We start from the raw sequence: 21,027 nt of genomic DNA, 5'->3' as shown, positions 1-21,027 counted from the left end.
CATTCAGCACTCGAACGATGGACGGCCTGTTACTGCGATTGCCCGGTCCGTCGGCCGCCCTCCGCCCCCGGCAACGGCCGCACCGACCACCCGCTGTGCGCCCGCGGCCTCCACTTCACCGACCCCGCCGGCGACCTGTTCGAGGTCAGGTCCCCCGCCCGGCCCGCCGTCAGCCGTGCTCCCGCAGAGCGCCGACGGCCAGCGCGGCGGCCTCGCCCACGGCCCGGCTGATCGCGACGTCGTCCGAGCCGGGACGGGAACGGGTGAACACGGCGGCGACGTACTCCCGGCCGTCCGGGAACGAGACCACGCCGACCTCGTTCCGGACCACGCCGAGCAGGCTGCCGCTCTTCGCCGCGACCCGCACCGGCGGCCGGAACCCGGCGGCGATCCGATGCCGCGTCACCTGCCGCCCCATCACCTCCCGCACCCTGGCGCACGCCGCCGCCGGGCCGGCCCGGTCGGTCCAGATCAGCTCCAGCAGGGCGGCCATGTCGGCGCGGCCGAAGTCCTCCCCGATCGTGTCGAGCAGCGTCCGCAGGTCCGACTCCACGTGCGTCCCGGCCCGCCCGAACAACTCCCGTATCGCACTCGTCATGCCTCCGATTCTCCCCGGGGGGCGTTCGGAAGTACGGGGCGGCGCGGGGCCGGTGAGTGCGGGGACGGTGCGCGCCGGAGCCAACTGGTGCGGGTGGTGCGCCGTGGTGGGTCGGGGGCGGGGGTGTCTACGGTTCTCCGCATACGGTCGATTCCTCGTCTGCAGGAGGTTGGAATGCGTGCTCGGGTCATGGCCTCGGTGGTCGCCTCGGTGGTGCTGGCGGCCGCGGGGCTCGTCGGGATGTCGTCCTCGTCCGCCGGGCCGCGTCGCTGTCGTGCGGGAACCGGCAGTACTTCACCGGGAGCGGCGGCCACGCCGGGGCGTCCATCCGGTGCACGGGCGGGGCCTTCGTCGCCAAGGCCACCTGCTACAAGCCGAACTACGGCACCTACGTGCACTACGGGAACCGGGTGGAGACCGGCGGAACGTCCACCGTCTGGTGCGACCTCGGCGCCACCGTCTCCAGCGTGGACGGTCTGGCTTCCTGATCCCCCGTGCCGACACGCCCCGGGGGGCTCCCCCGGGGCGTCAGGCGGCCGGCGGGAGGAGGCGGTCGAGGGCGTTGCGGGTGCGGGTCGCGGCGAGCGGGTCGCGCAGCAGCTGGAGGGACTGGTTGAGCGCCAGGTAGATGCCGGTCAGCTCGTGGACGATCTGCTCGGGGTCGGTGTCGGCGGGCAACTGGCCGGCCTCGATCGCCAGCCGGACCTCGCCGGCCAGGCGGCGGCGCCAGACCAGCAGCAGGCGGGCGACGTTCTTCCGGACGGGGCCGTCGTGCGCGTCGAACTCGACCGCGGCGGTGGTGAACAGGCAGCCGCCGGGAAAGACCTCGCGGGCGTGTTCGAGGTACGCGATCCAGCTGTCGCAGACGGCCCGCAGCCGGGGCAGGCCGGGTTCGGCGTCCGCGGCCGGATCCCAGACCAGGGCGGTGAAGAGCGCGGACGCCCGTTCCAGGGTGGCGAGTTGGAGCGTCTCCTTGGTGCCGAAGTGGCCCAGCACGCCGGCCTTGCTCAGCCCGAGGTCGGTGGCGAGGCGTCCGATGGTGAGGCCTTCGAGGCCGTCCACGGACGCCAGGGCCACGCTCCGGTCGATGATCCGGGCCCGGGTGCGGCGGGCCTCGACCACGGTGCTGCGCGGGCTCATCGGTCCTCCTCCGTCGGGTCCGCGGGGCCGGGCGCGCCGGTCGGCGCCCCGGCCGCGAATCCTACGTGGTCACCCGCCCGACGCGCGGCGCCCGGCCCACCGGGTCACTCGCCGAAGTGCGACCAGAGGATCCCCACGCCCGCCCCGGCGGCGTCCCGCCCGATCAGGATGCTGTTCGAGGTGAACGCCCAGGTCGGGAACACCAGCGCGTTCGCGCCGGTCGCCGGGTCGACCAGGACGTCGAGCACCGGCGTCCGGGAGCCGGCCTCCTGCTGCGCCCGGAGTTCGGCGACGGCCTGCGCGATCGGGTCCTCGCCCGACGCGAACTCCGGCGTCAGGTGCAGGGCCTTGCGGATGCCGTACCGCTCCGGGGTGCCGGAGTGGAGCGCGGTGGCGCGCTCGCTCAGCTCGTTGACGTCGTCCGACACCTGCTCCCAGCGTGCGGCCGTCAGCGCCTGCGGCGTGCAGCCGCCCGCGAGCAGCGCGACCGCCGTGACGGTGGCGCCCCGCTCGTCGTCCTGCTCGTACGCCAGGTACACCTCGTGCAGTCCGTCGCCGAGCGCGCCGTACGTGTAGAACTCCGCGCCGTCCAGCCCGCACAGCGCGACCTCGCCCCGGCTCGCCAGCTGCCCGGCCGCCGCGAACTCGCCGGACCAACCTCGGTGCCCGCCCCGGCTGTTGGCGGTCAGCACCGCTTCGATCGCTTCGATCTTCGTCACGCCGGCGAGTCTGCCACCTCCCGGCGACAGGCCGCGCCCGGCCGGGCCCGAGGGAGCGCGGGTCAGCGGCGGGCGATCCGGTCGTCCGGCGGAGGCGTGGCGTTCACCGGTGTGCCGAAGTCGCCGAGCCGGACGGTCATCAGGCCCGGGCTGGTCTCCGTCGACAGGAGGTGGGGCTTGCCCTCCGCGGCGATGGTGTAGGACACGGGGTTGCCGTCCTCGTCGATCATCGTGACGACGACCGCCTTGTGGCCGTCCACCTGCCGGGTGCCCGCCTTGGCGAGGTCCTTGCCGACGCTGTGGTCGGTGTTCAGGCCGACCTGACTGGCGAGGGCCAGGCCCAGATCGCAGAAGGTGGAGAAGTCCTTGGTCGTGCTCGCGCTGCCCATTGCTCCGAACATCCCCCTGAGCGCGCCATTATGACGCGCCGTCCACGAACTGTCACCGCCCGACCCGGGCCGACCCGCGGCCGGGAAATTCGCGGCCCGCCCGGCGGCGGCTGCGGCACAATCCGGGGATGATCGGCAACCGGCTCACCCATCGCATCGCGGACGGCGTCCGCATACCCGGCACCTGGCGGCCCGCGTTCATCTGCAACGGCGGCCAGTACTTCCTCACCGACCTGTTCGTCTACGCGGACGGGCTGATCGACTGCTGGGGCCTGGTCACGGTCGAGGAGTTCGCGGAGAAGCTGCGCACCGGCTGGGTGGCCACCAGCTTCCCGGCGGGCGCCCAGGCCTCCGTGCACGACCTGGTGGACTGGAACTTCGCCGAGCCGGAGAGCTGGACCACCCCCGACGAGCTGCTCGGCGAAGTCCGCGACACCATCGACCTGTTGAACGGGCGGCCGGACTCGACCGGGCGCTGCCTGGCCGCCGTCGACGTCTTCCTCGCCGACCGGACCGAGCAGAACCGGGCCGCGGCCCGGGACGCGTTCCTGGCGATCCCGGAGTCCCAGCGCCGCTACGCGCTGGGCGACATGGACCGCAAGGACCGGCCGCTGCGGGTGCTGGTGGCCGGGCCCGGCGGCCGGACGTACCTGCCGTTCGACGGGACGATCACGCAGGAGAGCTACGACAACGCCCTCGGGTACTTCGAGGAGCGGGCCCGCCGGAACGCCGAACGGCCGGACCGGACCCCGGCCGACGGGCCGGCGACCTCGCACGCCCCGGCCGTCCAGCTCTACCACTCGTACCCGAACAAGCCGCTGGACGAGCCCGGCAAGCTCGGCCTGCGCCACGACTACCCCGCCCCGATCACCGTCGACGGCGCCGCCTACCCCTCCGTCGCGCACGCCTACTGGGCCCTGTCGGTCGCCGACCCGGAGACCCGGCCGGCCGTCGCCGCCGCACCGAACGCGGCCGCGGCCCGCACCCTCGCCGCCGCGTCCTCGCGCCGCGAGGGCTGGGAGCACGTCCGCACCGCCGTCCTGACCCGCCTGCTGCGCGCCAAGTACGAGCAGCACCCCGAGCTGGCCGAGATCCTGCTCGGCACCGGCGACGCCACCGTGATCTACGACGACGTCAACTCGGCCTTCTGGGGCGACAACGCGGGCCGCGGCCGCAACTGGTCGGGCCGCCTCCTCGAACTCGTCCGCTCCGAACTCCTGGCGCACCGGGCGGGCCTCTTCGGGGCGGCCGGCGGGAGGTGACGGGGTGTCCGGGGTGCGGGGCGGCGTTTAGCTTCCGACCGGTCGGTTGCTATATTTCGCGCCGTTGCCTCCGGCACCGGTCGGTGGCCGTTGTCGCGGAAGGGAGCTGCCATGTCCGGAGTGCGTATCGCCGGTCTCGGCCACCACCAGCCCAGCAGGGTGCTGACCAACGACGAGCTGGCGACCATGGTGGAGACGGACGACGAGTGGATCCGGCGGCGGACGGGCATCGCCACCCGGCGGATCGCCGCGCCGGACGAGTCGGTGGCGGACCTCGCCTCGGCGGCCGCCGCCAAGGCGCTCGCGGCGTCCGGCCTGGACCCGGCGGAGATCGGGCAGATCACGGTGGCCACCTGTAGCGCGATGGACCGGTGCCCGTCGATCGCGGCGCAGGTCGCGGCCCGCCTGGGCATCCCGTCGGCGGTGGCGTTCGACGTGAACAACGGCTGTGCGGGCTTCTGCACCTCGCTCTCCCTCGCCGATCACTCGCTGCGCGCGGGCGCGGCCCGGCACGCGCTGGTGATCGGTGCGGAGAAGATGTCGGACGTCACCGACTGGACGGACCGGCGCAGTTGCATCCTGCTGGGCGACGGCGCGGGCGCGGCGGTGCTCTCGGCGACCGAGGGCGCGGGCACCGGCGTCGGTCCGGTGGTGTGGGGCTCGGACCCGTCGCGGGCGAGTGCGGTGCGGCTGCTCGGCGACTGGCACCCGCGGTTCGAGCAGGACGGCCAGGCGGTGTTCCGGTGGGCGACCACGGAGCTGCCGGCGCTGGCCGAACAGGCGTGCCGGGCGGCCGGGTTGAGCCCGGCGGAGCTGGACGGGGTGGTGACGCACCAGGCGAACCTGCGGATCATCGAGTCGCTGGTGCAGAAGCTGGGCCTGTCCGAGGACGCGGTGGTCGCCCGGGACGTGGTGGACTCCGGCAACACCTCGGCGGCGTCCGTCCCGCTGGCACTGGCGAAGCTCGTGGAGCGCGGCGAACTGCGTTCCGGCGCGCGGGTGCTGCTGTTCGCGTTCGGCGGCGGCCTGTCCTGGGCCGGCCAGGTCGTCACCTGCCCCTGAGCCGTCGGCCGGGGCACCCGGAACCGCTGCGGACGAGGGCCTACCGTTCCAGTGCCCGGCGCAGCCGCGCGAGCCACTCCTCGGCACTGCCCCGCACCCGCGGGTGGCTCGCGCGGAACTGCGCCCAGTCGGCGGCCGGCAGCAGCACCGCGTCCAGGCGTGGCGCCCCGCCGGCCGCGGGGCGGCCCGGTTCGCGGCGGAACACCCTGCGCAGCAGGTCGGGGGCGGGCGGGGCCGCCGCGGTCTCGGCGAGCAGGACGGCGTCGTGCAGGTCCTTGGCCCGGGCCCGGCCGGCGGCGGCGCTGTCGGCGTGCAGCCACAGCAGCTTCCAGGCGAGCGACAGTTCGCGGCTCGCGGTGCGCAGCACGGTCGGCCCGCTGCCGTCGGCCCGGGGTATGGCCGTCCACACCGGGGGTTCGGGGAGCCACTCGTCGCGGGCGAAGTCGAGCCGCACCTCGCCGGGCGGGTGGCCGTCCGCCTGCCAGGGGAGGGCCAGGCGCACTCCCGGAGCGTCGTACCCGGCGAGGGCGGCGGCGTAGGTCCAGGTGCCGTCCTCCCGGGCGGCGTCGGGGTCGAGCACCAGCCCGGGCGCGACGGTCGGCCGCTCGCGCACCAGGTCGAGCAGCGTCTCGTGGGGTGCGTGGGTCTCCGGTTCGGCTTCGGTGATCCAGTGCAGTCCCTCGGGCGGGACGACGGGCCGCGCGCCGCGGGTGTCGAACTCCTCGAAGGTCCAGATCTCGTACCGGCCGGCGCCGTCGGCGGCCTCCGGCCACTGCTGGACGGCGGCCACCTCGTCGACGTACGGGTAGGGGTGTTCGGTGTCGACGGGGAGCAGCCACGGCCCGGGGACGATCCAGTCGAGGTCGGCGGGTTCGCGTGCCGCGTCCCCGACCCAGGCCGGCATCACGGCGCTGCCGCGCAGCACCAGGGTCTCGCTCAGCGGGGAGTCGGCGACCAGGCCGAGGAGGTGGTCGAGCACGGCCCGGCGCGCGTCCCGCCCTCGCGCGTCCGGCAGTGCGCGGACCGCCGACCCGTCGTCGTGCACCACGAGCTCCTTCCCGGCGGCCGGTCCGGCCCCGGGGCGGGGTGGTTGACGGGCCGTCACCGTCCTGGGGCCGAGCATGCCAGGCGCCGGTGACAGGCCCGTTCGCGGTGGGTCAGCTGCCGTCGGTGCAGGTGACGGTCAGCCGGATCGAGGCCGGCGGGGGCGGGGAGCCCTGGTAGGGGGCGATCCAGGCGCCGACGCCGGTGGAGCCGACGGCGGTGGTGCGCACGCGCTGGTCGGGGCCGAGCGGGTTGCCGTCCCCGTCGGTGACGTGCGGGTCGGGCCGCTCCCGGGCGGGGGCGGCCGGACCGGAGCGTTCCCGTGACGGCGTGTCGCCTCTCGACTACCCGGAGAAACCGCCCGGACGGCTCGGCGGCGGCACGGACGGACGGTGCGGGTCCGAGCTTTGCCCATGGTCATGCCGGACGGGCAAGATAGCGGGGTGACCCTCCTGGACCTGATGCCGAAACCCGCCACGCCCGACTCGCTGTTCGAGACCTTCGCCGAGTGGGCGTCGGAGCGCGGCATCACTCTCTACCCCGCGCAGGAGGAGGCGCTGATCGAGCTGGTCTCCGGGAACAACGTGATCCTGGCGACCCCGACCGGCTCCGGCAAGTCCCTGGTCGCGGCGGGCGCGCACTTCGCCGCGCTGGCCGAGGGCAAGCGGACGTTCTACACCGCGCCGATCAAGGCCTTGGTGTCGGAGAAGTTCTTCGACCTGTGCAAGATCTTCGGGACCGAGCAGGTCGGCATGATGACCGGCGACGCCTCGGTGAACCCGACCGCGCCGATCATCTGCTGCACGGCGGAGGTGCTGGCGCAGATCGCGCTGCACGACGGCCCGCGGGCGGACATCGGCCAGGTCGTGATGGACGAGTTCCACTTCTACGCGGAGCCGGACCGCGGCTGGGCCTGGCAGATCCCGCTGCTCGAGCTCCCGCAGGCGCAGTTCCTGCTGATGTCGGCGACCCTCGGCGACGTCCGCCGCTTCGAGGAGGACCTGGCCCGCCGCACCGGCCGTCCGACCACGGTGGTGCGGTCGGCGACCCGCCCGGTGCCGCTGTTCTACGAGTACCGCCGGACGTCCCTCCACGACACGCTGGAGGAGCTGCTGAACACCGGTCAGGCGCCGGTGTACGTCGTCCACTTCACGCAGAAGGAGGCGGTGGAGCGGGCGCAGTCGCTGATGAGCATCAACATGTGCTCGAAGCAGGAGAAGGACGCGATCGCCGCCCTGATCGGCAACTTCCGTTTCACCACCAAGTTCGGCCGCAACCTGTCGCGTTACGTCCGGCACGGGATCGGCGTGCACCACGCCGGCATGCTGCCGAAGTACCGCCGCCTGGTGGAGCGCCTCGCGCAGGCCGGTCTGCTGAAGGTGATCTGCGGCACCGACACCCTCGGCGTGGGCGTCAACGTGCCGATCCGCACGGTGCTGTTCACGGCGCTGTCGAAGTACGACGGGCAGCGGGTGCGGATTCTGCGGGCCCGCGAGTTCCACCAGATCGCCGGTCGGGCGGGCCGGGCCGGCTTCGACACCGTCGGCCAGGTGGTGGCGCAGGCGCCGGAGCACGTGGTGGAGAACGACCGGGCGCTGGCGAAGGCCGGCGACGACCCGAAGAAGCGCAAGAAGGTGGTCCGCAAGAAGGCCCCGGACGGGTTCGTGTCCTGGACCGAGGAGACCTTCGAGCGGCTGATCGCGGCCGACCCGGAGCCGCTGGTGTCCCGCTTCAAGGTCAGCCACGCCATGCTGCTGTCGGTGATCGGCCGCCCGGGCAACGCCTTCGAGGCGATGCGCAAGCTGCTCACCGACAACCACGAGGACCGCCCGGCGCAGCGCCGCCACATCCGGAACGCGATCGCCATCTACCGGTCGCTGCTGGAGGGCGGCGTGGTGGAGCAGTTGGAGCAGCCGGACTCCGAGGGCCGCACCGTCCGGCTGACGCTGGACCTCCAGGAGAACTTCGCGCTGAACCAGCCGCTGTCGACGTTCGCGCTGGCCGCGTTCGACCTGCTGGACCCGGAGTCGCCGTCGTACGCGCTGGACGTGGTGTCGGTGGTCGAGGCGACCCTCGACGACCCGCGGCAGATCCTCGCCTCGCAGGAGAACAAGGCGCGCGGCGAGGCCGTGGCGGAGATGAAGCGCGACGGCGTCGAGTACGAGGAGCGGATGAACCGGCTCCAGGAGATCACGTACCCGAAGCCGCTGGAGGAGCAGCTCGGCCACGCCTACGACGTGTACCGGCGGGCGCACCCGTGGATCGGCGACCACCCGTTGCAGCCGAAGTCGGTGGTCCGCGACCTGTACGAGCGGGCGATGACGTTCACGGACTACGTGGGCTTCTACGAGCTGGCCCGGACCGAGGGCATCGTGCTGCGCTACCTGGCGGGCGCGTTCAAGGCCTTGGAGCAGACCGTCCCGGACGACATCAAGACCGACGACCTGAAGGACGTCATCGCCTGGCTGGGCGAGCTGGTCCGCCAGGTCGACTCCTCGCTGCTGGACGAGTGGGAGGCGCTGGCCAACCCGACCGAGCCGGAGGCGGGCGAGGTCCGGCTCGACGACAAGCCGGCCCCCGTCACCGCGAACTCCCGCGCGTTCCGGGTGCTGGTCCGCAACGAGCTGTTCCGCCGGGTCGAGCTGTGCGCGCTGGAGCACTACGACTCGCTCGCCGAACTCGACGGCGAGGACGGCTGGGACGCGGACCGCTGGGCGGACGCGATGGACGGCTACTGGGACGAGTACGACGACCTGTTCACCGGTCCGAACGCGCGCGGCCCGAAGATGCTGCTGATCGAGGAGGTCGAGGACGAGGGCCTGTGGCGGGTCCGGCAGATCTTCGACGACCCGAACGGCGACCACGACTGGGGCATCTCCGCCGAGGTCGACCTGTACGGCTCCGACGAGGAGGGCCGGGCCGTCGTCAAGATCACCTCGGTGGGCGCCCACTGACGGGAGGTCAGTCCGTGGCGGTGGGGCGCTCCCAGGTCAGCTTGATGGTGAAGTTGCCCTCGGCGGCGGTCTTGGCGATCACCGCCCCGGCCTCGGCGTTGATCTTGACGCCGAGTTCCACCTCGACGCTGCTGGGCGGACTGGGCAGCGTGGTGAGGCGCTCCAGCAGGGCGGCGGCCGCGCCGCGGACCTGATCGAAGCTCTCGGTCAGGCTCCGGGTGGCGGTCGCCGCGACCTCCCCGGGCCGGGCCGCCCGCACGATGCCGGAGGCCGCACTGTCCAGCTCCAGCACCACGTGCCCGCCGCCCTCCACGTCGCCCAGCGGCACCCGGACGAGTTGCGTTCCGTCAGTCATGGCTCTCCTTCGGTCGGTTGCACACGGGCCCCCGGTACGCCCCGGGTGGCAGTTTCTGGGCCGCGGCGGCCGGCAGTGTCTCGTCGCCGAGCGCCCGGCACAGCGCGGTGAACCGCCGTCCGGCGTCCGCCGCATCGGGGCGCTGTCCGGGCGCGGCAGGCGGGCCAGCGGGTCGCGGCCGGCGGCGAGGGCGACCACGCCGTTGTCGGCCAGCAGCACCGCCGGGTCGGTGTCGGTGCCGAGCAGGTCGGCCGTCCAGGAGCCGCCGAGCGGCAGGATCGGGCCGTCGGCCGGTCGCCGCTCGGCGGGGGAGCCGTCGGCGAGGGCGTAGGGGACGGCGCGTGAACTGCCGGACGCCACCGCGACGCCGGAGACTGCCAGCAGCTCTGCGCCGGTGCTCTCGCCGAGCACGCGTCCGCTCGGCAGCTCGTACACCGCCAGGTGGTAAGTGACCGTCAGGTCGGCCGCCTGCTGCGACTCCACAAGCGCCATCCGGTCCAGCGCGGGGCTGACGTCGGCCTGCAGGGCGAGCGTGGGCGAGCCGCGGCGGTGCAGCAGTTCCCGACCGACCGGGGCGTTGCCGCTCAGGTCCCACAGTTTCACCGAGACGGTCCCGGTCGGGTCGAGGCCGACGGCGTCGCTGAGCGTGAGGGCGCTCTCGCCGCCCGCGCCGAGCCACAGTTCGCCGGCCAGGTCCTCGGAGGACGGCAGGATCTTCCTGATCCGCCCGGACGCGGTGTCCCACAGCACCAGCCGCCCTGGGTTGCCGTACACGCCGGTGCGGCCCAGCAGCACCGAGCCGTCCGGCGAGAACGTGAACCGCGCGTACTCGGTGGGCATGGCCAGACCGGGCAGGTCGGGCAGGTCGGGCAGGTCCGACAGGTCGAGGCCCGGCAGGATCTCGCCGCCCAGGTCACCGGTCCACGGGTCGCCGTCCGGTGGGCGTTCGAGCTCCCGTACGGCGCCGGTCCGCACGTCGTACAGTTCGGCCGGCAGGCCGCGGGGGTCGGGCGGCCCGGTCGGGACGGCTCGGGACAGCGACAGCGACGAGCGGCCCATCGCCACCGTGGAGCCGTCCGGGCTGACGCCGATCACGTCGGCCGGCCGGCCGGTGGGCTGCCGGTGCAGGCCTTCGGCGTCCAGGCGCAGCACCACCACGGTGCCGTCCGCGGCCCGCCCCGCCACCACCCGGCCGGTCGCGTCGGCGAGCGTGGAGCTGGAGAGACGGCCGAGCGGTCCGACGAGCAGCGCCGCGACGCTGGTGTAGCGGGGCGCGAGCAGGTCGGCGAAGCCGTACGTGGCGTACATCTCGCCGAGCCTGGCCCGGGTCTGCTCGGTGTCGCGGGTGCGGTAGGCGCGCAGTGCCAGCAGGAGCGCGGTGTACGAGGAACCGCGGTCGGTGATGTCGGACATCGACTCGGCGTCCCGGGACTGCTGCACGAGCACCCGGGACGCGGTGGTCGCCGCGTCGTCGTGGACGGCGTCCTGCCAGCCCCAGGTGCCCAGGCCGGCGACCAGGCCGAGGACGACCGTCAGGGCCACCGCCGCGCTCCACCGCCGACGGCTGCCACGGACGCTCGCGGCGACGAACTCCCGTTCGATCGGCCGTAGTTCGTCGCCTCGGCGGCCTTGCCAGCTCCGGGCGTCGCGCAGTTCGGCGCCGCGCAGCAGTCGGCGGCCGGGGCGGCCGTCGTCCTGCCAGCGACCGATCCGGCGGCGCAGATCCTCCTGCCAGGTGCGGAACTCGTGGTCGGTGTCGAACCAGTCGCGCAGCCGGTCCCAGTGGGTGAGCAGCACCTCGTGGACGAGTTCGACGGTCTCCTCGGGCGGCCCGTCGGGCGGCAGGTACTCGGCGCCGGGCACGATCAGGCGGGTGGTCAGCAGGCGCTGGGCGATCCGCCATTGACCATCGTTCAGGTCGGAGCGGGCGGTGGTGCGCCGGGTCGGGGCGGTGCCGTCGGCGCCGGGCTGCACCAGTTGGACCAGCAGGGCCCGGGCGGCCCGCTGCTCGTCCGCGCTCAGGCTGCCGGTCCACAGCTGCTCGGCATGCCGGGCCAGCGCCCGGCCGACACCGCCGAGCGCCTCGTACGCGGCGTGGCCGATGACGCCGTGCTGTTGGCGTTCCCACAGCTCGGTGAGGGTGAATTCGAGCAGCGGCAGGCGGCCCGGTTCGCCGCCGAGGTCGCCGAGGATCCGGTCGACCAGGCCGGGCTCGTAGCGGACGCCGCTGCCCTCCAGCGGCCGCTCGACGGCGGTGCGCACTTCGGCGTCGGTCATCGCGCCGACGGTGACCAGGCGGTCGCCGCCGAACAGCGGGGCCAGCCCGGGGTGGGTGAGCGCGGCGGTGAGGAAGTCGCTGCGCAGCGCGGTGACGACGCGCAGCGGGGAGCCGGGGAGCAGGGCGGCGCCGAGGGCGGCCGCGAGGATGTCCAGGTCGGCGCCGTCGGCGCCGGTCAGTGCCTCCTCGAACTGGTCGATCACCAGCAGCAGCCGGTCCTTGCGCTGCCGGGCCAGCAGCCTATCGGTCACCTCCGGCAGCCTGCCGTCCCGCAACAGCCTGACGAGGGTGGGGAGTTCGGCCAGTCTGGCGGTCTCTCCGAGCGCCGGTTCGAGGGCCGGCAGCAGGGCCGCCGCCAGCGCCTCGACCGGGCCGCGGCCGTGCCGGCCCGGGCGGAACGCCACCACGTGGAGGCCGTCGCGGGCCCGCAGCCGGGGCAGCACTCCGGCGTGCAGCACCGAGGACTTTCCGCAGCCGGACGGGCCGACCACGCCGAGCACCGGTGCCCAGCCGAGTTGCTCGACGATCCGCACGGCGAGCTGTTCACGGCCGTGGAACCGGTCGGCGTGGCGTTCTTCGAACGGCTCCAGCCCGCGGAACGGGCTCAACGGCTTCGCGGAGGCTTCGAGTTCGGGCCAGGCCTCGCGAAGCGCCTCGGTCGGGATCAGATACCCGGAGCGGCTGCCGCCGCCGTCCGCCGCGACCACCATGCCGACCACGCCGCCCTCGGCGACGTCCCACACCGGCGCACCGGAGAATCCGGGCTGCACCCGGTGCTCCCCGGCCGGGTCGGTGTCGTACTGGTACCAGCCCGCCGCTGTCCGCCCGCGCAGGCGGCCGACGCTCCACACCCCGTCGTCGTACCCGGCCGGGAACCCGAACGTCCTTACCCGCCGATCGGGTTGGGCGCGCTGCTCGATCCTGGCCACGGCCGCCCCCGCCGGTGCGGCCTCGACCGTCCGCAGCACCGCGACGTCCCCGGAGCCGTCGGGCCCGATCGGCGTCCATCCGGCCACCTCCGCGAGGATCCGCCGCCCCGGCGCGGCCAGCGGGAAGTCCACCTCCACCTGCCCGTCCGGCGCCTCCGGCGCGTCGGCCGCCACCCCGAGCACGCGGGCCACCACATGCGCGCAGGTGACCACCTCGCGCCGCCCGATCAGGAACCCGGCCCCTTCCGGCCGGCCGCCCGCACCGAGGATCCTCACCACGGAGGTGTCGCTCGGCACGGCAGTGTTCGGTTCCATTCCAGCCTCACCCCCGAGGCAAGGAATTCTAATGAATCGTCAAAGTCTTTACCAGGATGCCCAGTTCTGGGCTCGCCGACCCGTTGGCGGCTACCCGCCCAGCCGGTCCGCGATCGTGCGGGCGCAGGCGGCGGGCGGGGTGCGGGTGGTGTCCACCTCCAGGTCGTAGTGGACGCCGTCGTGGACCCGGAGGGCCTGGTCGGCGGCCATGCCCGGAGTGCGGTCCGGCCGGGCGCGTTCGCGGGCGGCGGCCTGGTCCGGGTCGCAGCGGACCCCGACCCAGAGCACGTCCAGGCCCGACAGCGCCGTGCGCCAGCGCTGTTGGGAGGCCGGGCCGGAGAGGAACACGTCGTCGGCGACGACCGGCGCGCCGGCCCGGGCGGTGGCGGCGACGCCGGCCATCCAGGCGCCCTCCAGCCGCCGGAAGGCGTCGCCGACCGTGACGACGCCCTCCCCGAGCTCGATGCCGCCGCCCCCCTCCAGCAGCGCCGGAGGCATCGCCGCGATCAGGTCGTCGATGCCGAACGTCAGCCAGGGTTCCGGCAGTTGTGCCTGCAAGGCGCGGGCGAGGCTGCTCTTCCCGCTGCTGGAACCGCCGTTGAGCACGATCACCCGAATGGTCATCGGCCCACCGTACCCGCGCGGGCGCTCACCACCGGTGCGCGGCGAAGTCCACCGGCCCGGGCCGGAGCCGGCCGGCGTGGGCGACCAGGGCGCTCAGCTGCTCGGCCATCCGATCGGCCGTCAGCTGCTTGCGGTCACCGTGGCCCGGCAGCATCCACTCGAAGCGCAGCCCGGGCGCGACCCGGGCCAGCGAGGCGGCCTGGGCCTCGATGGAGTACCAGGTGACGTGTTCGGCGACGGCCAGCGCGCCGGCGGTGCGCGACCAGTAGATCGTGTCGCCGCTGAAGCAGTACCGGTCGTCGGCGAGGAACAGCACGCTGCCCTCGGTGTGGCCGGGTACGGGGTGGGCGACCACGCCGTCCGTGATCGTGATCGGCTCGGTGCCGCGCATCACCCGGTCGGCGTCGGGCGCGAATTCGAGGTCGCCCTCGTGGATCCACAGCCTGGCCCCGAAGCGGTCGGCGTAGCGGCGGCCGTGCGCGGCGTGGTCCCGGTGGGTCAGCAGCACGTCGGTGACCGGCCCGAGCGCCTCGTAGCGGGCGGCCAGCGACTCCGACCAGCGCGGCGTGTCGATCATCACCTGGGTGCCGCCGGGCCGCCGCAGCAGGTACGAGTTGGCCCCGGCGGTGCGCCGCGAGTTGTGGCCGCAGAGCAGCACGTTCTCGTCGATCGCCAGCGGGTACGGGTCCGCGGCCGGGTCGAGCGGGCCGGAGCGGCGCCGGATCGAGCGGGTGTGGCAGGCGTAGGCGGCGGCGTTCAGGTCGGCCAGCTCGGCCGCGGTCCGCGGCTGCCGCACCACCTCGGAGCGCCGGCCGGCCTGCACCACCAGCTCCGGCGCGAGCTGCCGCGCGACGTCGCAGCCGGTGCACCGGTCGTCCACGTACCAGTCTTCGTCCATGACACTGCCCCCGGAAGTCGGTAACGGATCGTCACCGGGCCGTCGCGGCCCGCTCCTTCAAGAGGTATCCCGGGGCGGGGGGAAACCGGAAGGGGGTCCGGGTCTTGTGCTTCGTGGACGGGGGCGCTCTGCCGACGGCGGGTCAGCGCGGGGCCAGACCGTCCACCAGCAGGTCGACCAGGGCGGACAGGAACTCGGGGGTGACGGGTTCGCCGAGCAGCAGGTGGCGGGCGAACAGCGGGCTCATCAGCGCCTCGACGGCGGCCCGGGGGTCGGCGTCCGCGCGGATCTCGCCGCGTTCGGCGGCCCGGCGCAGCAGCACCTCGGCGCGCTCCAGGCGGTCGGCCCAGTAGGCGTCGCGGCCGCTTCGGGTCTCGGCGGTGGCGGGCGCGATGCTCAGGTGCAGCAGTGCGGGGCCCTCCGGGGTGGCGAGGAACGCGCCGAGGGCGGTGAGGAGTTGGCGCAGGTCCTCGCGCAGGCTGCCGGTGTCGGGCAGCGGCAGTGCGTGGTCGGTGTAGTCGGCGAGCGCCTCGCGGAGCAGTTGCTCCCGGGTGCCCCAGTTGCGGTACACGGACGTCTCGTGGACGCCGGCGGCCGCGGCCACCGCCGACACGCTGGCGGCCTCCAGTCCGCCCTCGGCGAGCAGGCGCACGGTGGCGTCGAGCACGGCGCGCCGCATCGCCGCGCCCCGGCGGCGCAGCGGGGCGGGCGCCCCGCTGCCGGGCGGCGCGCCGCGCCCCTCCGGCTCGTTCGCTCCGGGCTCCGCGCCCTGCGGGCGGGGCTCCGAGCGGCGCGGCCCCGGCTTCGACCTGTCTGCTCTCGACACGCCCGAAGCCTAACGCAGGCCTCCTTGCATTGGCGTGGAGCGCGACGTAGCCTCGGCAATGCAAGTCGCCTTGCGATAGACCATCGGCGGGGCGTTGCGGCAACGAGGCCGCCGACAGTCCGCCGTCGGCCGGAGAGGATCGACCATGGCCCGGATGCGTGCCGTCCGTCTGCACCTGCCCACCCGCAAGCTGAGCGTGGAGGAGGTGGAGCGTCCCGTCCCCGGCGCCGGCCAGGTGCTGGTCAAGGTCGAGGCGGCGGGCGTCTGCCTGTCGGACGTCCACCTGATCGACGGCTCGCTGACGCCGCTGTACCTGCCCGGCGAGAGCGTCACACTGGGCCACGAAGTGGCGGGCACCGTCGCAGAGTTGGGGCCGGAGCCGGGCCCCTGGCAGGTCGGCGACCGGGTCGTCCTGCAGGCCGGCGAGAAGCGCGACGGGATCACCTGGACGCGCGGCGTGGACTACGACGGCGGCTGGGCCGAGTTCGCGCTCGCCCGCACGGACACCCTGATCCGGCTGCCCGAGTCGATCCCGTTCGAGCAGGGCTCGATCATTCCGGACGCGGTCTCCACCCCGTGGGGCGCCATCACCACCACCGGCCAGGTCCGGCCGGCCGAGCCGGTCGGCGTCTGGGGCGTCGGCGGGCTGGGCGCGCACGGCGTGCAGCTGCTGCGCACGATCGGCGCCAACCCGGTGATCGCCGTCGACCCGTCCCCCGCCGCCCGCGAGCGGGCCCTCGCCTTCGGCGCGGACCTGGCGCTGGACTCGGCGGACCCGGAGCTGGCCGCGAAGATCGGCGCCGCCACCGGCGGGCCGGCCTGGCCGCCGCCTTCGACTTCGCCGGGGTGCCCGCCGTCCGCGAGCAGGCGATGACGGTGCTCGGCGCGCACGGGCGCCTGGTCCTGGTGGGTCTGACCGACCAGCCGCTGACGGTCGCCAACAGCGTCCGGTTCTCCTACCTCCAGCAGCAGATCCTCGGCCACTACGGCTCGGAGGAGACCGCCGTCCCACAGCTGATCTCGCTCGCCGCCGGCGGCCGGCTGGACTTCTCCCGCTCGGTCAGCGAGGTCCTCCCGCTGGAGCAGGCTGCGGAGGCCGTCGAGCGCCTGCACACCAAGCAGGGCAACCCGATCCGGCTCATCCTGAAGCCCTGACGCCCCGTCGGCGGCGCCGCGCGTCCGGCCCGCCCCGGCTCCACCGGGGCGGGCCGGGCCGTTTGCCTTCGAGTGCGCTCCAACTCCTACCGTCTCCCCCGTTGCCCCGCACCGCCGAACGAGGGAGAGCCCGATGACCACCACCGACACCGCCACCACCCGCCGGGAGCGCTTCGAGCACGGGCTCGACGTGCTCGGCCGGATCGACGGCGAGGCCGGCCGGAACGTCCTCGCCGCGCTGTCCGACGTGTCGCCCGAACTCGCCCACCAGGTCGCCGCCTGGGGCTTCGGCGAGATCTACTCCCGTCCCGGACTCGCGCCGCGCGACCGCCAGTTGGTCACCCTCGGCATGCTCACCGCGCTGGGCGGCTGCGAGCCGCAGCTCCGGGTGCACGTCAACGCCGCCTTGAACGTCGGCCTGACGCCCCAGCAGATCGTCGAGGCCCTGCTGCACTCCGCCGTCTACTGCGGCTTCCCGCGCGCCCTGAACGCCACCCTCGCCGCCAAGCAGGTCTTCGCCGAGCGCGGCCTGCTCCCGGTCCTCCCCGCCTGACGGCCGGCCGTCGGCGGACGGGGTGCCACCGCCCGGCGGGCGCCCGTCAGCCGACGGGGTGCCACCGGAACCAGTAGTCGGTGCCGTCGCGGCGGTACCGGTCGCCGTCGTCGAAGTACAGCTCACCGATCAACCGCCGCGCCCCGTCCGGGCATTGACGGTGCGGGACGAGCAGGCGCGCCAGCGCGTCGTACCGGGCGTCGACGCCGCCGGAGTCGGGATGCGGGGTGTCCTCACCGGCCTCGCTCCGGGCGTTCCAGGCCGCGAAGATCGCCCACCACTCACGTTCCCACAGCGCGGCCGCCGCGCTCGCGGGCCACACGTGGTAGGTGTCCGGCTCCTCGCTGTCGTCCCAGCGGAAGCACCGGAAGTAGTGCAACTCCCCGTCGACGGGCGCCAGGCCGGCCCGCGGGCCGTCGTACCACTCGTGCTCGACGACCGCGTACTCGAAGCCGTCCGCGATCAGTCGGCCCGCCTCCCAGGTGTCTGTCACGGCCGGGGATGGTACTCGCGGGCCGCCCGCCGTGCCCGCGAATATTTCGTTCGCGCCGCGACGATCGGTGCGGAAGGGTGGCGGCATGACACTGCACGAGGACGAGATCCCGACCGACGCCTCCCTGGTCCGCCGCCTGCTGGCCGAACAGCGCCCGGAGTGGGCCGGGTTGGCGGTCCGGGAGGCCGGGTCGGGCACCGACAACCGGATGTTCCGGCTGGGCGACGACCTGCTCGTGCGGCTGCCGCGCACCCCCGGCACGGCCGAGTCGGTGCGCAAGGAGCAGCGCTGGCTGCCGCGCCTGGCACCGCAGTTGGCGTGCGCCGTGCCTGAGCCGGTGCACGAGGGCGTCCCGGGGCCGGGTTCCCGCTGCCGTGGTCGGTGTACCGGTGGATCGAGGGCGCCGTGCCCGGGCCCGGGTCGGTCGACGACTGGGCCGCGTTCGGGGCCGACCTGGCGGGCGCCGTCCGCAGCCTGCACGCCGTCCCGCTGCCGCCCGAGGCCGAGCGCGACGGCCTCCGCTGGTACCGGGGCGGCGAGTTGGCGCCCTGCGACGCCGGAGTGCGCGAGCGCTTCGCGGAGGCCCGCGCCCTCCCCGGCCTCGACCTGGACCTCGACCGGCTGGAGGCGATCTGGCAGCGGGCGCTCACCCTGCCCGCCCCGTCCGGCCCCGCGGTCTGGCTGCACGGCGACCTGAAGCCGTCCAACCTGCTGGTCCGCGACGGCCGCCTGTGCGCGGTCATCGACTTCGGCGGCCTGTCGATCGGCTTCCCCGACGCCGAGCACGCCCCGCTGTGGGACGTGCCGGCCGCCGCCCGGCACGCCTACCGCGCCGCGCTCGGCCTCGACGAGCAGGTCTGGCAGCGGGCCTGCGGCTGGGCGGTGGCCGTGGCGATCAGCGGCGTCCCGTACTACTGGCACTCCGACCCGGCGTTCGTCGCCGAGTGCCTCACCCGGCTGCGCGCCGTCCTCGCGGACCACTGAGCCCGAGCGGCCCCGGCGCTCAGCGTGCGCCGGCCCCGGGAGTCCGAACGGGCGCAGCGCACCGACCCGTTCTCCCCTCCCGCGCCGCGACGGCCTCGTGCCGACGCAGGCCGTACGCGCCGGGCAGGGCGGCCATCTCCTCGACGCCAGGGCGGCGGTCCGCCTCGAACACCCGGATGCGGCGCGCGAGTTCGCTGCGGCACGCGGACGAGCCCGGTGCCGCGCCGCACGGCGTCCGCGAGGCGGTCCCCGGTCCGACGGCGGGCGGTCGGCGGCCGACATCTCGGCGCACGTCCCGCGACAATTCCCGGTGGCGCGCCGTCCGCCCGTGATAGGCAGACGCCATGGCTACCACTCCTGCTTTTCCGGACCTGCTGGACCTGATCGAGGAGCGTTCGGCGGCGCTGCGGCACGCCGTCGCCACCGCGCCCGCCCCGGAGGCCACCGTCCCCACCTGCCCGGACTGGCGGCTGCCGGACCTGCTCGCGCACCTCACCGTCGTGCACCGCTTCTGGACGGCCGCCGTGATCGCCGGCGCCGAGTTCGTGCCGGCCCCGCCGGAGCCGGACGGGGAGCTCTCGGCGGCCGAGGCGCTGGCCCGCTCGGCGGAGGCGACCTCCGCGCTGCTGGCGGCACTTCGGGAGGCCGGACCGGACCGCCCGTGCTGGACGTGGTGGCAGGAGACCGGCGCCCCGAACGACAGCGGCGCGATCGCCCGGCACCAGGTGCAGGAGAGCGCCGTGCACGCCTACGACGCCCAACTCGCGGCCGGCGCACCGCTTCCGGTGCCCGGGGCGGTGGCCCTCGACGGCATCGACGAGTTCCTCACGCTCTCCTGGGGCACCGCCGGCGCTTGGCCGCACCCGCCGGCCCGGATCCGGCTCCACGCCGACGAGGGCCCGAGCTGGCTGGTGGAGCTCACCGCCGACGGCGCGAAGCCGCTCGACCCGGACACCGATCCCGTTTCCCTCGAACTCGCCGCCCCGGCGAGCGAGTTGCTCCTCACCCTGCACCGCCGCCGCCCGGCCTCGGCGGTGCGCGTCACCGGCGACCCGGCCGTCCTCGCCGTGCTGCTCGCCTGGCCCCGGCTGGGCTGAGTGCCCGTCAGGCTCAGGCCCGTCGCCGTCGCGCGCCCGACCCCGCGCGGGCGGCGGTGACGGCGGTGCCGTAGGCCGTCTCGGCGGAGGCCAGCACCAGGAAGCTGCCGACCAGCGCGAACACGGCCGGAATGCCGGTGAAGATCCGCACCTGCGCGCCGCGCCGGCGCTCGCACTCGTCCCGGGTGATGTCCACCCGGACGAACTGCCCGCCCCGGTGGGCGGCTTCGCGCTTCGTCCAGTAGTAGCCGGCGGAGTCCTTGTGGACGTCCTCCGCGCCGCCGGCGGTCGCCAGGCCGAGGCCGAGCAGGCAGGCCACGACCACGTAGCAGATCTTCAGGCCGCGCGGCAGCACCATCATGTACTGCACCAGGTCGAAGCCGCTGCCCCGGCGCAGGAACGGCACCGACCAGGACCGGGCCAGCGCCGCCGCCACCACCAGGACGATCGCGCCGAAGGTGGACGCCCACAGCCACACCGGCGCCACCCAGCGCAGCGGGGGCGCGGTCGCGGCCAGGCAGAGCAGTTCGATGCCGCACAGCACCCATGCCGCGACGAAGTGCACCCGGTAGCTGCCCCGCAGAACTTCCACGCCCCACCCCGTTCGCATGAACCCCCGAATGCCCGCGCAGCCTATCCCCCGCACGCGCCGAGGGTGTCCACTTCCCGTCCAACTCCTCTTCGGCGCGGGCAGGTTCCGCACGGGTTCGCCGGATCGACGGCGTAGTACAGGCAGCAGCCGTCGCGGGTGCGGGTCCACTCCCCGTGTGCGCGGCGGAAGCCGGCGGGGCCGGTCCAGGGTGCGGCGTCCGCCGGGACGAGGGCGGTGGCGACGGCGACGGCCCGGTCCTCCTCGCCGAGCGTCCGGCCGAGGTACCAGAGGCCGGAGAGCAGGTCGTCGGTGGCCATGCCCCACAGGGCGCGGGGACCGCGCCGGACGTACGGCTGGAAGGCGGCGAGCACGGGCCCGACGTGGGCGGCGACGGCCTCGCGCAGCACGGCCTCGTCGCCGGGCCGCCACTCGCCGGGGCGGAGCGCGAACTCGCCGGTGTCGGCGGCGATCCACAGGTCGCGGGCGGGGAGGACGGGCACCTGCCGCTCCAGGTACCAGACTCCGCCGATCAGCAGGGAGCTGGTCCACAGGTAGTGGTGCAGCAGCCGGGAGGCGGCGACGTGCGGCCGCGGGGTGATGCCGTGCCGGCTCCGGATCCGGGCGCTCTCGCCCGCGACGAGCTGCTCGACGGAGGAGGCGAGCCGGTCGGCGGGGATCCACGGGCGGCCGTCGGCCGGCGCGCCGTCGACCTGGGTGAACGTCAGCACCGGGCAGATCGCGTAGAGTTGACGGTACGTAT

At 74.6% G+C, this 21,027-nt stretch carries 17 protein-coding genes and 2 pseudogenes; 7 read left to right on the top strand and 12 right to left on the bottom strand.

The window, feature by feature from the left end:
* Positions 1-169: 169 nt before the first annotated feature.
* The 4 genes from KCH_RS33980 to KCH_RS33965 form a co-directional block, all read right to left on the bottom strand.
* On the bottom strand, positions 170-598 hold the full coding sequence (locus KCH_RS33980) for a serine hydrolase (RefSeq protein WP_084224083.1): 429 nt from the start codon (positions 596-598) through the stop codon (positions 170-172).
* Positions 599-1,126: 528 nt separating this feature from the next.
* Entirely contained in the window at positions 1,127-1,738 is a 612-nt protein-coding gene (locus tag KCH_RS33975) for a TetR/AcrR family transcriptional regulator (RefSeq protein ID WP_035869662.1), read from the bottom strand.
* A 104-nt stretch (positions 1,739-1,842) separates the two neighbouring features.
* The gene (locus KCH_RS33970) at positions 1,843-2,457 is read right to left on the bottom strand and encodes a hypothetical protein (RefSeq protein ID WP_035869660.1); all 615 of its coding nucleotides are present in this window, start codon (positions 2,455-2,457) and stop codon (positions 1,843-1,845) included.
* Positions 2,458-2,519: 62 nt separating this feature from the next.
* Positions 2,520-2,846, bottom strand: coding sequence for a hypothetical protein (locus KCH_RS33965; RefSeq protein WP_035869657.1), 327 nt, complete (start codon positions 2,844-2,846; stop codon positions 2,520-2,522).
* A 128-nt stretch (positions 2,847-2,974) separates the two neighbouring features.
* Between KCH_RS33965 and KCH_RS33960 the strand changes: the two genes are divergently transcribed.
* Together KCH_RS33960 and KCH_RS33955 are read left to right on the top strand one after the other, a co-directional pair.
* Positions 2,975-4,108 carry an NADAR family protein gene (locus KCH_RS33960; protein WP_035869653.1) on the top strand — a complete coding sequence of 378 codons (1,134 nt, stop codon included), beginning with the start codon at positions 2,975-2,977 and terminating at the stop codon, positions 4,106-4,108.
* A gap of 111 nt (positions 4,109-4,219) precedes the next feature.
* The gene (locus KCH_RS33955; protein WP_035869647.1) at positions 4,220-5,170 is read left to right on the top strand and encodes a beta-ketoacyl-ACP synthase III; all 951 of its coding nucleotides are present in this window, start codon (positions 4,220-4,222) and stop codon (positions 5,168-5,170) included.
* Between the two features lie 40 nt (positions 5,171-5,210).
* Here the strand turns inward: KCH_RS33955 and KCH_RS33950 are convergent, their stop codons facing one another.
* A complete protein-coding gene (locus tag KCH_RS33950; protein WP_244305552.1) occupies positions 5,211-6,215 on the bottom strand; it encodes a nucleotidyl transferase AbiEii/AbiGii toxin family protein in 1,005 nt (334 codons plus the stop codon).
* Between the two features lie 418 nt (positions 6,216-6,633).
* On the opposite strand from KCH_RS33950, the gene KCH_RS33945 reads away from it, so the two are divergent.
* A complete protein-coding gene (locus KCH_RS33945) occupies positions 6,634-9,168 on the top strand; it encodes a DEAD/DEAH box helicase (RefSeq protein ID WP_425268861.1) in 2,535 nt (844 codons plus the stop codon).
* Positions 9,169-9,175: 7 nt separating this feature from the next.
* Here KCH_RS33945 and KCH_RS38245 read toward each other — a convergent pair whose 3' ends face one another.
* From KCH_RS38245 to KCH_RS33925, 4 genes are all read right to left on the bottom strand, one after another.
* Entirely contained in the window at positions 9,176-13,045 is a 3,870-nt protein-coding gene (locus KCH_RS38245; protein ID WP_244305551.1) for a CU044_2847 family protein, read from the bottom strand.
* A gap of 90 nt (positions 13,046-13,135) precedes the next feature.
* The gene (gene cpt / locus KCH_RS33935; RefSeq protein WP_208866019.1) at positions 13,136-13,669 is read right to left on the bottom strand and encodes a chloramphenicol phosphotransferase CPT; all 534 of its coding nucleotides are present in this window, start codon (positions 13,667-13,669) and stop codon (positions 13,136-13,138) included.
* 25 nt (positions 13,670-13,694) lie between these two features.
* A complete protein-coding gene (locus KCH_RS33930; RefSeq protein WP_035869639.1) occupies positions 13,695-14,567 on the bottom strand; it encodes an MBL fold metallo-hydrolase in 873 nt (290 codons plus the stop codon).
* 142 nt (positions 14,568-14,709) lie between these two features.
* The gene (locus KCH_RS33925) at positions 14,710-15,393 is read right to left on the bottom strand and encodes a TetR-like C-terminal domain-containing protein (protein WP_244305550.1); all 684 of its coding nucleotides are present in this window, start codon (positions 15,391-15,393) and stop codon (positions 14,710-14,712) included.
* Between the two features lie 145 nt (positions 15,394-15,538).
* Between KCH_RS33925 and KCH_RS33920 the strand changes: the two are divergent.
* A pseudogene (locus KCH_RS33920) lies at positions 15,539-16,548 on the top strand (zinc-binding dehydrogenase).
* 133 nt (positions 16,549-16,681) lie between these two features.
* Positions 16,682-17,101, top strand: coding sequence for a carboxymuconolactone decarboxylase family protein (locus KCH_RS33915; protein ID WP_035869634.1), 420 nt, complete (start codon positions 16,682-16,684; stop codon positions 17,099-17,101).
* Between the two features lie 46 nt (positions 17,102-17,147).
* Here the strand turns inward: KCH_RS33915 and KCH_RS33910 are convergent, their stop codons facing one another.
* The gene (locus tag KCH_RS33910; protein WP_035869631.1) at positions 17,148-17,594 is read right to left on the bottom strand and encodes a hypothetical protein; all 447 of its coding nucleotides are present in this window, start codon (positions 17,592-17,594) and stop codon (positions 17,148-17,150) included.
* Positions 17,595-17,679: 85 nt separating this feature from the next.
* Here KCH_RS33910 and KCH_RS47705 point away from each other — a divergent pair.
* Positions 17,680-18,578: pseudogene (locus KCH_RS47705) on the top strand (aminoglycoside phosphotransferase family protein).
* Positions 18,579-18,922: 344 nt separating this feature from the next.
* Positions 18,923-19,675 (top strand): maleylpyruvate isomerase N-terminal domain-containing protein, encoded by a 753-nt coding sequence (locus KCH_RS33900; RefSeq protein WP_035869629.1) that lies wholly within the window; start codon positions 18,923-18,925, stop codon positions 19,673-19,675.
* Positions 19,676-19,688: 13 nt separating this feature from the next.
* On the opposite strand, the gene KCH_RS33895 is transcribed toward KCH_RS33900, so the two are convergent.
* Entirely contained in the window at positions 19,689-20,267 is a 579-nt protein-coding gene (locus KCH_RS33895) for a hypothetical protein (protein ID WP_157032309.1), read from the bottom strand.
* Between the two features lie 41 nt (positions 20,268-20,308).
* Complete coding sequence (locus KCH_RS33890) at positions 20,309-20,995, bottom strand: (2Fe-2S)-binding protein (RefSeq protein ID WP_244305549.1); 687 nt, start codon at positions 20,993-20,995, stop codon at positions 20,309-20,311.
* Positions 20,996-21,027: the final 32 nt, after the last annotated feature.

Origin of the sequence: Kitasatospora cheerisanensis KCTC 2395, assembly GCF_000696185.1 — a bacterium.
Taxonomy (GTDB): domain Bacteria; phylum Actinomycetota; class Actinomycetes; order Streptomycetales; family Streptomycetaceae; genus Kitasatospora; species Kitasatospora cheerisanensis.
This window is presented reverse-complemented; position numbering and strand designations above follow the sequence as displayed.

Bases quoted from the DNA above. Each gene is read 5' to 3' on its own strand.
- KCH_RS33930 (WP_035869639.1), bottom strand. From the start codon at position 14,567: ATGGACGAAGACTGGTACGTGGACGACCGGTGCACCGGCTGCGACGTC.
- KCH_RS33945 (WP_425268861.1), top strand. From the start codon at position 6,634: ATGCCGGACGGGCAAGATAGCGGGGTGACCCTCCTGGACCTGATGCCG.
- KCH_RS33960 (WP_035869653.1), top strand. From the start codon at position 2,975: ATGATCGGCAACCGGCTCACCCATCGCATCGCGGACGGCGTCCGCATA.
- KCH_RS38245 (WP_244305551.1), bottom strand. From the start codon at position 13,045: ATGGAACCGAACACTGCCGTGCCGAGCGACACCTCCGTGGTGAGGATC.
- KCH_RS33975 (WP_035869662.1), bottom strand. From the start codon at position 1,738: ATGAGCCCGCGCAGCACCGTGGTCGAGGCCCGCCGCACCCGGGCCCGG.
- KCH_RS33955 (WP_035869647.1), top strand. From the start codon at position 4,220: ATGTCCGGAGTGCGTATCGCCGGTCTCGGCCACCACCAGCCCAGCAGG.
- KCH_RS33980 (WP_084224083.1), bottom strand. From the start codon at position 598: ATGACGAGTGCGATACGGGAGTTGTTCGGGCGGGCCGGGACGCACGTG.
- cpt (WP_208866019.1), bottom strand. From the start codon at position 13,669: ATGACCATTCGGGTGATCGTGCTCAACGGCGGTTCCAGCAGCGGGAAG.
- KCH_RS33965 (WP_035869657.1), bottom strand. From the start codon at position 2,846: ATGGGCAGCGCGAGCACGACCAAGGACTTCTCCACCTTCTGCGATCTG.
- KCH_RS33915 (WP_035869634.1), top strand. From the start codon at position 16,682: ATGACCACCACCGACACCGCCACCACCCGCCGGGAGCGCTTCGAGCAC.
- KCH_RS33900 (WP_035869629.1), top strand. From the start codon at position 18,923: ATGGCTACCACTCCTGCTTTTCCGGACCTGCTGGACCTGATCGAGGAG.